The following is a 12,545-nucleotide window of genomic DNA, read 5'->3' on the forward strand; positions in this document are numbered from 1 at the left end:
GCGTTATCGACACCGCCAGTGCATCAGCTGGCGATAAAGCCTGAGTTTGGTGCTGATCCTCCATACAAAGCCGCGCATTGCATCCGGGTCAAGCAAATGCCGGCGCATGTACTCGACGTCCATGTCGTTCGTCAGACAGAGACGGGAATAGAGAAAGGTTTCGAATCCGCGATGATGCCCAAGCTGGATTGTAAAGAGGTGAGTGTAACCGGCCCTTAGAGCTGCGTCCCAAACCCGTCGGGAAAAGCGCCCGTATGGGAAAGCGAAAAGAGTAACCTCTCGCCCAAGTCGATCCTCGAGCATCGACTTCGACACTGTGAGCTCGCGACCGAGCTCGACATCCGAGACGCTGGTCAAATCGACATGGGCCATGCCATGTGAGCCGATCGCAACGCCGCCCCTGTCAAGCTCTTCGATCATCCTCCAACTCAGACGTCCCTGCGAGCCCACAAAATCCACTGGAATAAAGGACATGAAACCTGGAATCCGACCAGTCGTCACGTAATGAGCATAGATATGCGTGTAGTCCGACATAAATCCATCGTCGAAGGTCAGAAGGACCGCATCGTTGCGGCTGGCATTCGGATCAGCGCATCTTTCCAGAAAGCTCTGAGGCGAGATCAGCCTGTTCTTACACAACGTGAGATGTGCATCGAATGTTTCATGCGTTAGGCACCACGCATTCGAAGGCGCTGCTTCCACCAGCTCGTGATAGTTCAGGACGATCACAGTGTTTGCATCAGATCTGAGACACGCCGGGCCCAGACCTGCCAGTTTAGACGGCCCTCGAAGGCATCGCGGCTCGATCGTCGAAGGCGCGCCAGCCGGATCGGGTCCGCAAAGATCTCGGCGATGGCGGCCGCATAATCCCCTTTCGTCGCAATAGGCGACAACAGGATGCCCGTCTCCTCGTCGCGAATCGCGCAGGAGACGCCGCCAGTGGCCGGTGCAACGCTTGGTACGCCATGGGCAGCCGCTTCGCAGAACACGATGCCGTAGCAATCTGCCCGGGTCGGCAGCAGAAAGAAATCCGCGTCTCGATAGAGCTGATCCAGTCGGATTCGCTGTTCACGATCACTCTTGTCAAGGTAAGGGATAATCGTAAGGCCATCCTGGGCGACGGGCTTCGGCGGCGTGCACCCGCAGATCACCAACTCCGCCTCGACGCCCCTGCCCCTTAGCTCAGCGAGAGTCCCAACCGCGATGTCTGCACCCTTCTCTTGCCAGTTGGCACCGATGAAGAGGAGCCTACATGGACCCGGCTTCCGGCGTCCGAGCACAGAGGCCCGATCCGGCGTCTCTTCGAGGTTGGCGCCCCAAGGAATGACATGCACCCGCGCGCGGTCGGCGCCATAGTCTCTAATCGCAGATTCGGCTGCCCATTCTGACGGATAGAGGACCATATCGGCGCGCGCGATTGTCTTACGTTCCAGGCGTTCAGCAACCTCTCGCGCGTTGGGTGACAGGTTCCGATAGTGGGGATGGTAATTGTCGACGAGCCGAAAGGTCGCGTCGGACGCATAGACGAGGGGAATCTCGGTAGGAACACTCCAGGCGAAGGTAGATCCGGCGGGCGCGAAGACGATATCGGGCCCGACGGCGCGGATTTTGCGGGCTGCGTCCGCTGCATACTCCGCAACAACAGGATCCGCATGAAACGGGGAGAAGCTCCGCCTGTGAAAGGTCCGGCAAACTTTGGAATAGGTCTTGTAGAGAGGCAGGCTCGGTGCGCTCAGGGGACCGATATGGACCACCTCATAACCTTCGCGTACGAGCGATTTCGACATGTGAAAGGGAGTCCCGGACCAGAACCTGACCTCGCTTGCATCGCCAATCGTGACGAAGGCGATCCGCCGATCTGCCTGGCTGCCGGAGATGTGGTACTGATCCATTTCATTCCCTTACACACGATGCAACCAGCAGAAAGAATCTCAGTCAAACCACTCCGTAAAAGCCAACCGCGTCCTGGCTTTCCGCCGCTCGCGCGGCTCTCTCGCGCAATATCGCGGATTCCGCGAGGTTCGCCCGCATCCCTGCAAAGACAGCCATCAGGATCCAACAGATGCCCCAATAGTGCACGATGAACCCCAGAAAACCCAAGGTGGTCATGGTAATTCCGAGTGCCACGGCAAGTCGTCCTTCTTCGGGAGTAAGGTAATACGACTTGTCAATCGAACCGAGCCAGCACGAGCCCACAATCGTCGCAAGGACTAATGCGCTTCCGGGAATTCCATACGTCATCGCCGTGGCAAGCCAGAAGGCATCCACGCTGCTACTTACAAGCGCGCCGTTAGCCTGCCAATTCCAGTCGCCATTCAGACCTATCCCGAAGATCGGCGAACCGAGCACCACAGGAATTCCCGTGTCCCAGATCGCCTGACGGGCCCAGGCTGACTCCGGACTTACTCCGCTAAGGCGTACCAGCGTTGCCACAGGGCTGGAAGAAACAATAAAAACGGTTAGGAGAACGGCAGTCACCAATAGTCCGACCAACTTCCATCGCGCCTTGAAACGTGGGGTTGCCGCATAGAAAATCGCCAATCCAAATCCGATGATGTAGCCCAGCATTGGACCCTTTGCCTGCGAATAATACACGCCGACAAACGCAATGCCTGCAACCAAGCAGCCGAATGCACGGGCCTTGAACGTAGTAAAGGCCAGGACCCCAAACCAAACGCAAACAGCACCGAATAAAATCGAATGCTCCAGCGGACCCATGGCGCGAATGGCCCCGTCCCGGAAGAAGGTCTCCGCCCGCTGCAGCAATGCGTCTTCATAACCCTGTTTCACATAGCCGGTAACGCCCTTGATGAACTCATAGGTAAACAGACTATCATTCAAAGGGTCGAGAAGCGCGATACCGACGATCACAATCATCAGCTTGCACGAGAAGCGCGCGAGTCGCACGGAACTGTCAATCGGGCCGAGAAGATACCGGAAAGTCAGATATGCACCGGTAAATGTAATCGCTTCGATTCCGGCCCCTTTGAGACCTGTAAAGCCATCTATGGCCGTGGCAGCCAATATCATCCAAGCGCCCGCGGCCACGGCTAGGATATCTGATGGAACCCAGACTACGGCGCGCGCGCCTACGTTCTGGGACAACCGCGATATCGCTGTGATGGACGCACCTAAAATTAGAACGCGAGCCAGGGAGAGACGAAAATCTCCGATGAAGAAAGACAGGCCCTCGGGTAAGAAGATCGTGACCAACAACAGCTTCAGAAATAGCTCGCTACCTGAAAGGGAGGCGCCTGCCATACGCCCGGCTGGGCTCATCTGCTGATCCTGCAGATAGGCAAATTGCAGACTCGGATCCAGTTCCAAGCTTTGGCGACTCAACGCGAATACCTCTAATGCCTAAGACATTCCGTTACAGCAGCGGCGCTCACATTCGAGACGCTACAGACGCCACCTATAAGTTCCGAGATGCGTTTGATTTGGTCATGGAAAAAGTAGCCGCCGAGAAGTAACGACGTAGGCGGCCCACTACCGTGGGTGAAATCAGCGCGTAAACGAGCGCCTTGTAGTAATGCGGATCCGCTGGATGTAGACAGGCACATTGCAAACCTGTCTTCAAAGCAGACAAACGCCGGTTTGACCGCCGCCGCTCCAGCACGCTCTTGATGAAATGGGCGGCGATGTTGTTATCCTGTAAACTGTTATCAGACTTGGGGCCGCGCTCTGGCTCGAACCATAGCCCCCGCCGCTCGCACGCCCGCCTGAATGCCTCGACCTCAAATTGCCTGCGCCACGCAGGCGCACGTCGGGTGAGAGAGTTGGGAAGGATGCGGTATGCGTAGAGACACTCGCCTAGCACGATCATTGGATGCACCTCTCCAATTCTCCATATGTAATCGCAGGTCTCGGCAACCTGCAATGAAGGCTCGAACCGAATATGTCCGACCAATGACATCCGAAACATCCCCGTCGGATCAAGGGCAGGCATTTGAAAGGCCCTGATTTCGGCCTGACACTGATCCTCGCTCTTGGGTGCGAACACGGGGGCCATGAAGCTCCCGCCAATGATCAGTTCGTTACCGCAAAATACGGCGGCCAAATGCGGCTTGTCGAGCAGCGCACCAACCTGCCTCTCAATTCGCGTCGGATGACTGATGTCATCCGCGTCTTGAATTGCATAAAACTCACCGCGGATCTGATCGAGCGCTCGATTGATAGCCACGGGCTTGGTCGAGTTCGCTTGATGGATTACTCGAATGCGTCTGTCCGCCAGCAGATCTTGCACCGAGTTGAAACAGCCGTCCGTGCTGCCATCGTCGACGATAAGAATATCCAGGTTTTTGTATGTCTGATCAATTATGCTCAACAGTGAAGGGCGCAGATATTCTCCTGCATTGTAAACGCACATCACGACAGTGACGAGCGGACCTTCAGCTAGCCCACCAATTTCGGGCGAACGTGCCTGGGACGTCATGCGCACTCCTGCGTCAGTCTACCGGGCTGACGGTTCTTGCCTGCATCGATGATCGAGCTCGGAGGCACGCGGCCCCCATGCCGCCTATCGACCAGAGAAAACGGGAGCTCCAACTGAAGCCCGGTTGGACGCCCCTTTGTGTTAATAAATGCACCGTATTTAATATCGACGCAAGTAGATTTAATTTCGCTAAAGGCTTCCTGGGATACATATATTGACTTTTGGATTAAGTCGATTAAAAAGACGCAGGCAGGTCTATTGCCCTTTGGCTGACCGACGGGTCGCGCCAAATACCCAATTTGAGCTCTCACGATTACGTTGAATCTTATTGAATGATGCAATTGCGTCCCCGGCCCAAGGCGGCGCCGCGCTCCCATCCCGGCGTGGTTTGGCTCCAGCTTTTGTCGCTACCATTCCGATCCGGAAACCCGAGACCCCGGTAAACACCTGGTAATGAAACCCGGTTCCAGGATCTGTATTCGCAAGCAACGGGACACGCTGTGCCTGATAGGAACCTGATTTTCGACGTTGGATGTCATCGCGGCGAGGACTCGCGCTTCTATCTGCAGAAAGGTTTCCGCGTAGTCGCTGTAGAGGCCAACCCAGCATTATGTGATGAATTGCGCGATACGTTCTTTCGCGAGGCGACTATTGGCCAGTTCGTGCTCGTCGAAAAAGCTATCGCTGAAGTTTCTGGAGAGATCGAGTTCTTCGTCAATTCCGCACACAGTATCTGGGGTACGATACGCCCAGAAATTGCGGAGCGCGATAGCACGAACTTCTCCAGGATAGTCGTTCCCTCCGTGACATTCGGCTCTCTCCTGCAGTCCTACGGCGTACCTCGCTACCTCAAGATCGATATTGAGGGCGCCGACATGCTGTGCCTCGAAAGTCTGCTATCTGAGCCGGATCGTCCCGACTTCGTCTCATTCGAGACTGACCGCAAGACCATAGCGGCGCTCCGATGCGAGTTGTCGCTCCTGACACGTCTGGGGTATCGGCGGTTTCAACTGGTCGATCAGAAGACGGTGCAGAAACAAGAACAGCCCTTCCCTGCCCGTGAAGGCCTGCACGCGGATTGCGGGATAGCTCCTGATGCGGCGGGGCTCTTCGGGCTTGAGCTGCCGGGTCGCTGGCTTTCACCACCTGAATTCATCGCAAGCTACGCGCGCGTTATGGCGCGCGATCGCCTGGCCGGCTTGGCCAGGCGTTGCGCTCTACCAAACCTCATTCGCGGATCGTGGTACGACATCCACGCCGCCAGGTCCTAAGTTGTCCGCACCTAGCAGTCGCGCTTTCTGCGGCCGCCGCTACGGATGATAGGTCTCCAGCCAATCTGGGCGCCCCGCAATATTGCCGTGCAAAATCGTTTTAGAGCGCGGCGGCGCGGGAGGTTTCCGCCCCGGACTTTCATTCGGCAAGGCCCCCCGATTCAACTCGTCACGATTTAATTTAGACAATACCGCTCAGATTCAATATAATTAGATCGCAAAAGGTGACGGAGCCCTGCTCCGGGCAAGGAGCTGCGCAGAGTGATCCGATCGAAGGAGGCATCGGCGAATTCGTCATTTTTGGCCGCGACGACTTGCGAAGGTAATCAGGACACCCGCCACGGCTCACCAACGCCTGCGGCGTCTGATTTCGATCCCCTGCTGTGGCAAGGCAATTCAGATGATTTGTAAAATATGCTTGTCGAACCGCGAACATCGCCGCCACCAATTTATCGAGATGATGTTCGGCACAAGAGAGCGGTTCGAGTACGAAGAGTGTATTGATTGTGGGACGATCCAGCGCCTGTCGAATGTAGCAGACGAAAGTCGCTTTTACCCCGCTGGATACTATTCATTCGACGACACTCGACGAAATTCACGGCTTACCGCGATCAGGGACGCTCACGCACTTGGCGCCAAGAGTATATTGGGGGCCGTAGCGTCCTTTGTGAGGTACGATCCCATCATTGGGGTCATCGGAAACTTTAGAATCGATCCTTACTCTCGGGTATTGGACGTCGGCTGCGGCTCTGGGAAACTTCTTCACAGAATGTCTGCGGCAGGGTTCAAGAGCCTTACCGGAGTTGACCCCTACGTTTCTGAGCCAATGTCGGGGGCCGTGACGATTCACAAATCCACTCTTCAGAAATTGTCCGGCGAGTTTGATTTCATCATGTTCAATCACTCATTGGAACACGTCCCTGATCCGTACCAGAGTCTTAGCGATGCAAAAAGGCTACTCGCGCCCAGCGGACGCATTCTGGTCCGCATCCCAACTTCGTCCTCGCATGCATGGATGGAGTACGGCTCGAACTGGGTGCAACTGGATGCGCCGCGCCACTTGGTAATACCATCTCGCAAGGGAATGAACGCATTGGCGGAACGCTGCGGCCTGTCAGTTCGACAATCGGTCGACGATTCTACTGCGTTTCAGTTCTGGGGCAGTGAAATGTATAAGAAATCCAAGCCTCTCGCATCATCCGAGCCAAACAACGTGTTTAGTCGTCATGAGCTGAGAAAGTTTGCCAAACGAGCGGCAAAGCTAAATATCGAACAACAGGGAGATCAGGTCGCTTTTCTGCTGACTGCGGCTTAAGGGTCGGACAGTCAGCCGCGCGTGGCTAAAGCAGATCAGAACGTCGCGCTCAATGAATTCAAGGAAGTGCCAGGCGTCAAGTGGCCGCTAGCGATACCAGATCCGGCGACTACCCACATTGGCTGCTCAGCAACGGCCGACGCTACAATGGGCCCATGTGTGGACGGCTCCCGGTGGCAAGAAGACTCTTCACTTGCGGTCGGACAGTCAAGTGTTCGGCGTTCTTGTCCGGTACCCATGACCGCTGGCCACAATGCGCGCAGCGGATCAGGTCCCGATCAAAAACACGTGCCTGTGGAGGAGCCGTCCACAGCATCAAAAGCGTTCCCCAAAGGCAGCGACGTCCGGTCATGGAATCAACCGCGCGCTCTCGGCGACCCGCGGTCACATCATTGATTTGTCAGTCTGGCAAAGGCCTGGTCCCCCAGCCCAGCTTTCCTCGTCCATTTACTTAACGCCAATTAATACTCTTGCATTTAATAATGGCGTGCGAGATAAAGTAAGAGATTATTAATTCGCATTAATTGCGACCGCAGCCTTGATTCATGTGTCCGCCTGCGACAGGCACCGTCGATTTTGTGCATGCGGGTGGCAGGAGACCGAGATGGCAAGAATCTACGGTAGTCGAAAGCGCATTCTAGTAACTGGGGGGGCCGGCTTCCTCGGTTCGCACCTTATCGACCGGTTATTGTCCGACGGACATGAAGTCCTCTGCGTCGATAACCTATTCACGGGTACGAAGCGCAATATCGAGCATCTTCTCACGAACCCTCGCTTCGAATTTCTGCGCCACGACGTGACCTTTCCGCTTTTTGTCGAAGCGGATGAAATCTATAATCTTGCCTGTCCCGCCTCACCCATTCAGTATCAGCACGATCCGGTGCAGACGACCAAAACATCGGTCCATGGCGCAATCAACATGCTCGGCCTCGCCAAGCGCTTGAAATGCCGCATACTTCAGGCATCGACCAGCGAGGTATACGGTGACCCCGCGGTTCATCCGCAGACCGAGGGCTACTGGGGTCACGTCAATCCAATCGGACCCCGATCCTGTTACGATGAGGGCAAACGATGCGCCGAAACGCTATTCTTTGATTACCATCGCCAGGCTGGCGTTGAAATCAAAGTGGCGCGCATCTTCAACACCTACGGACCTCGCATGCACCGCGCCGATGGCCGCGTTGTCTCGAATTTCATCATTCAGGCGTTGGCCGGCGAGCCCATCACTCTGTTCGGCGACGGTAGTCAAACCCGCTCATTTTGCTTCGTCAGCGATCTGATCGACGGCCTTGTGCACCTGATGGAAACGCCGAGTTCCTTTACTGGGCCGGTCAATCTGGGCAACCCAGTCGAATTCACCATTCGGGAGCTTGCCGAACTCATTCTGAAGGAAACCGAGTCTTCGTCGAAGCTGGTCAGTATGGCCCTGCCTCAGGACGATCCAAGGCAACGCCGGCCGGATATTTCCTTGGCGAAAGCAGAGCTTGGGTGGGAGCCCAAGATTAAGCTGGCTGATGGCCTTAGGTCGACAATCAACTTCTTTCGAGAGGACAACAGGAACGAGATTGGGGCGGTTCAACAGAACGCTCACCTCAGAGCAGCGTCTCAACAAGTCCGTACGGCATTGCGGGAGCTGAACGGCGCCGCTGGGCGACGGCCGGCCTCGCACCCCCAATAATCGACGTGCGCGGCCTGGATCGTTCGGCCTGCTGGACATGTACCTTCGCTCCGTCCTGAGCGTGTTGAGTTGAAACCAGACCTGCCGTCACCGCTTAGATGACGCGGAAAACGCTTCGCGATGCTTCGGCGCTGGATGTCGCATTCGAATTAACTGGCCGAACTGCCGGCGTACCTGTCTGGATGTGGAAGCAATTGCAAAGCTCGTCAAAACTGACCCTCGGGATCATTGCCCTATTCAGAGTGCCGAATCTCCGAGGCCCGGTGTAATCATGAATCACAATCTTTCGAAGCCGAAGCTTCTGTTCTTCCAGTACCGGCATAGCAGGGAGCTACCCGCATTTCTGGTCATGCATCGATTGCAGCAGGTGAAATGCCTGTCAGAGTTCTTCGAGGTCTTCGTCATCCAAGACGATTGCGATTACCGCCGCGTCTGCGACCAATACGAGCCGGATCTTGCGCTTTTTGAAATGCTCAGTGGCGCCGAGCTGCTAAACACACGGAGACCAGAGGTTGCGAATTCGCGTACGTGCCGCGACATACCCAAACTGGCGTTTTTCAATGCCGACGCGTGGTGCGACGCCCGTGCCGGCTTTCTTTCCGATATGGAACACATGGGTATCGACACCGCGTTCTCTATCTGCACTACCGCGGCCGAGCACACACCTGAACTAGCCGACAAGCTATTTGTCTGGCCAAATTTCATCGACCCCGATGTGTACCGAGATTACGGCCAAGCCAAAGTAATTCCAGCTTTCTTCACGGGCGCCATGAGCACGCTATATCCTTGGAGGCGCAAGATCGAAAAAATCGTGGCGGACCATTACCCTGCGCTGCGGAGTCCTCATCACGGATACCTCAGGCATCCTCGCGCTGGCCAGATGATGTACGGGGAAACCTACGCGCGCGCCATCAATGCCTCCTGGTTTGTACCGACCTGTGGAACAGTCGCAAGAGACGTAATCCGCAAGCATTTCGAAATCCCTGGCTGCAGAGCATGCCTCGTTACAGAGCAATCTGCGGCACTCGAAAGCGCAGGCTTCGTCGACATGCGCAACTGCGTCTTTGCCGACGAAACGACCGTGCTCGACAAGCTCGCCTATCTGTTGGAGCACGAGGAGGAACTGGTCGGAATTATTCAAGCTGGGTATGAATTCGCTCACACTCATCATACTTTGCGGCAGCGTGATCAAATCCTCCAATGGTTCCACCTTAACCGGAAGCTCCGGGCAGGCGAAAAGATCATTCAAGAGAACCCCTTCGGACCGTTGATCATCACGGAGGGATCATCGCATCGCCGCAATTCTCCAACGGGCCAGGGAATACATCTGACGCTGCTTCAACAGGGAGACACAGCCCTAGGGGCCGGCAACTATTCCGGTGCTGCCGCCTTGTATCGGCGATCCTCGAATTATATCCCCTGGATGCCAGAGCCGACTCTTAGATTGGCGCTCTCCAACCTCTACCTCGGTTACGCCAATGATGCTTATACCCAGATTGTCAAATTGGTCCGCTATATCACTGTTCAATACAAGGCGGCCGACCCTGATCCTGTTGAGTGGGCCTATTTGATTGTCTCCCTCCTCTGTTTGGGAAAGCTCGATGAGGCCAGCCAGCGCGCTGGCCAGTTCCCTGCTCTTCGTCACCCGGAACTTGATCATGCTCGATGGGCGATTGAAGCCATAACAGCCGGCGGTATGCCCCCCCCCTTGCCTGACGATGGAGCTTATCGCTGCAGTATTCACCGAATGCAGCAACGAACTCTCGAGGAGTGGATCGAGCAGCTTTGCATGATGCTCAGGGCTTGCAAACAGCCTGAGTTCTCCGCGAAGCTGATGGATTTGCCTTCGCTTCGCCAAGCGGGTGGCGGTCTCGTTGCTCCTCGAATCGATGCTGCGCCGCATCGGAGCCGACGCTTTCGGAAATACTCGCCGATCGAGTTTCTTCCCGCATCTCCCAAGAGTTCCAGCCTGAGACAAAGAGTGCGCACGCGTCTCAGACGATGGGTTGGCAATCTCATGCATCATCTGGAAAGGCGGTACGGCTACTTCTTGCCATACCACATTTCGGAAATGCGGAATGACGAATTCCTTCGATTGGTTCGAACACTGGCACGGGAGAAGCCATTCAAGACAGCACTGCTAATGGGCGCAGCGAAAGGTGACGGAATCACTGAGGCCTTTCTTTCGGGGGTGATGGAAAACGAGAACAAGCCCGCAGTGTTCTGCATAAGCAATCTGGAGAGCGAAGTTTCCTGCCTAGAGAACACTTTCGCGGACCATCGGCGCGTGAACTGTTATGGGATTGCCATCTGTTCCGAAGACGAGCTTGTGGGGCAATTACAGATAACAGCTACACAAATTAAGAAAGAGCACCTTTTGAACGGATTTGAAGTGTTGGTGATCGATGGCTCCAAATTCAAGCAACTCACTCCGGGGTCGCAATTGGCAAAAGAGCTTCATAATGCCACTCATATCCTGCTGAGTAACGTAGGCGACTTGTATAATCACGTAAATTATCATCAGCTGGTCGGGGATCCCGACTTCGTGACGGTGGACTGCAACCCCGAATGGCGTAATGGCTACGCGATCTTTGAGAAAATTGAGGCGCGCCGTCGGCGGACCAATTCGGCGAGAGCGGATAGTTGAACCGAGCAAGCCCGATCATCCGATCGCACGATGAAGGTTGGCAAACCATGCATACCCCTCTGGCGAGCATTGTCATCAACAACTACAACTATGCCTCCTTCCTGAAAGGAGCGATCGAAAGCGCCCTCGATCAGACCTACCCGCATATCGAAATTGTAGTGGTGGACGATGGCTCCAGTGATGGGTCGCGAGAGATCATTGCCAGCTATGCCGATCGAGTCGTTTCGGTCCTCAAGGAAAACGGCGGCCAAGCATCGGCACTGAACGCCGGCGTATCCGCATGTCGTGGCGAAATTCTATGCTTTTTGGATTCTGACGACTATTTCTATCCGGACAAGGTCGCACAAGTAGTCGATTTTTTCTGCTCGCATGGGATGAATTCAAAGCCGATGCTTTTGCATCACAGCGTGGCAGTGAAAAATCTGGCCGGCGATGATCTCCCTGGATCTTTCTTAGCCCGCCGGCTCCACCAATCACCAATGAATCTCTACGACTCCGCCAAGCGCTATCGCTTTCTTGAGTACCTAGGTGGGCCGACGACAGGGATTTCCATCAACCGAATGTTGGCCGATAAGCTTTTTCCAATCCCGGAAAAGGGCGTGCGTGTTTCGGCCGACGATTTCATCGTCTACGGCTCTTTTCTTATCGCGGACGCGTACTCCATGAATAAGCGCCTAAGTGCGTATCGGCTTCACGGTAGCAATTATTGGTATGACTCTGATAAATCGAAGACCCGAGACTTCCGAGACGTTCTGGACAAGTATCTAAATGCCAAGCTTGTTGAAGATGGAAAGCAGCCGGTGATCTCGTTCTACGATTCAATGTTCGCTTGGTCCGAATTTGTCGACAGGCGGCAATGGGCCAAGTTAGCGCCACACATGCTCAAGCTTTCCTGGAAACAGCGCGATCTCTTCACGGCGACTTATGTCTGGCACACTGTGGTCAAGATTCTTCGCGTTTACAAAAGGGCGCTGATCCAAAGCATGCGTGCACCCGGCGAAGTCAGAAGCCCAAGCAAGTCTTGAGCGAGCGGTTCAGACTGCCACGTGAACGCTAAGCTCCAGTGCGAAAGCGAGGCCGTCGATGGTCTCAGTGGAGGCTAGCGATGGCATCTCCAACTCCAACGGTACGATGCGTTGGTACGCATCCGGCGACGGCCCCTGGGCAGGTCGCTTTGGGCGGATAGCCGATTGCGCTCA

At 55.3% G+C, this 12,545-nt stretch carries 9 protein-coding genes; 5 read left to right on the plus strand and 4 right to left on the minus strand.

Translation table 11 applies throughout. The annotated features are described in order from the left end of the window. Nucleotides 1–3: 3 nt before the first annotated feature. From ACM42_RS08835 to ACM42_RS08850, 4 genes are all read right to left on the minus strand, one after another. Nucleotides 4–729, minus strand: coding sequence for a polysaccharide deacetylase family protein (locus tag ACM42_RS08835; protein WP_271527567.1), 726 nt, complete (start codon nucleotides 727–729; stop codon nucleotides 4–6). After that, nucleotides 726–1,892: a glycosyltransferase family 4 protein gene (locus ACM42_RS08840; RefSeq protein ID WP_271527568.1), complete on the minus strand. Its 1,167-nt coding sequence runs from the start codon at nucleotides 1,890–1,892 to the stop codon at nucleotides 726–728. The genes ACM42_RS08835 and ACM42_RS08840 overlap by 4 nt, the downstream gene beginning before the upstream one ends. Before the next feature lie 43 nt (nucleotides 1,893–1,935). After that, complete coding sequence (locus ACM42_RS08845; RefSeq protein WP_271527569.1) at nucleotides 1,936–3,327, minus strand: O-antigen ligase family protein; 1,392 nt, start codon at nucleotides 3,325–3,327, stop codon at nucleotides 1,936–1,938. A gap of 88 nt (nucleotides 3,328–3,415) precedes the next feature. After that, on the minus strand, nucleotides 3,416–4,435 hold the full coding sequence (locus ACM42_RS08850; RefSeq protein WP_271527570.1) for a glycosyltransferase family A protein: 1,020 nt from the start codon (nucleotides 4,433–4,435) through the stop codon (nucleotides 3,416–3,418). Nucleotides 4,436–4,935: 500 nt separating this feature from the next. Here ACM42_RS08850 and ACM42_RS08855 point away from each other — a divergent pair, with 500 nt between their 5' ends. The 5 genes from ACM42_RS08855 (at nucleotide 4,936) to ACM42_RS08875 (ending at nucleotide 12,371) form a co-directional block, all read left to right on the plus strand. Continuing rightward, nucleotides 4,936–5,706 carry an FkbM family methyltransferase gene (locus tag ACM42_RS08855; RefSeq protein ID WP_271527571.1) on the plus strand — a complete coding sequence of 257 codons (771 nt, stop codon included), beginning with the start codon at nucleotides 4,936–4,938 and terminating at the stop codon, nucleotides 5,704–5,706. Between the two features lie 418 nt (nucleotides 5,707–6,124). Further along, nucleotides 6,125–7,021: a class I SAM-dependent methyltransferase gene (locus ACM42_RS08860; protein WP_271527572.1), complete on the plus strand. Its 897-nt coding sequence runs from the start codon at nucleotides 6,125–6,127 to the stop codon at nucleotides 7,019–7,021. A gap of 604 nt (nucleotides 7,022–7,625) precedes the next feature. Beyond that, nucleotides 7,626–8,699, plus strand: a complete 1,074-nt coding sequence (locus tag ACM42_RS08865) for a UDP-glucuronic acid decarboxylase family protein (protein ID WP_271527573.1) — start codon at nucleotides 7,626–7,628, stop codon at nucleotides 8,697–8,699. A 271-nt stretch (nucleotides 8,700–8,970) separates the two neighbouring features. Continuing rightward, a complete protein-coding gene (locus ACM42_RS08870; protein ID WP_271527574.1) occupies nucleotides 8,971–11,346 on the plus strand; it encodes a glycosyltransferase family protein in 2,376 nt (791 codons plus the stop codon). Beyond that, the gene (locus tag ACM42_RS08875; RefSeq protein ID WP_271527575.1) at nucleotides 11,343–12,371 is read left to right on the plus strand and encodes a glycosyltransferase family 2 protein; all 1,029 of its coding nucleotides are present in this window, start codon (nucleotides 11,343–11,345) and stop codon (nucleotides 12,369–12,371) included. Before ACM42_RS08870 ends, ACM42_RS08875 begins: the two co-directional genes overlap by 4 nt. Nucleotides 12,372–12,545: the final 174 nt, after the last annotated feature.

The organism is Bradyrhizobium sp. CCBAU 25338 (assembly GCF_028128965.1).
GTDB lineage: Bacteria > Pseudomonadota > Alphaproteobacteria > Rhizobiales > Xanthobacteraceae > Bradyrhizobium > Bradyrhizobium liaoningense.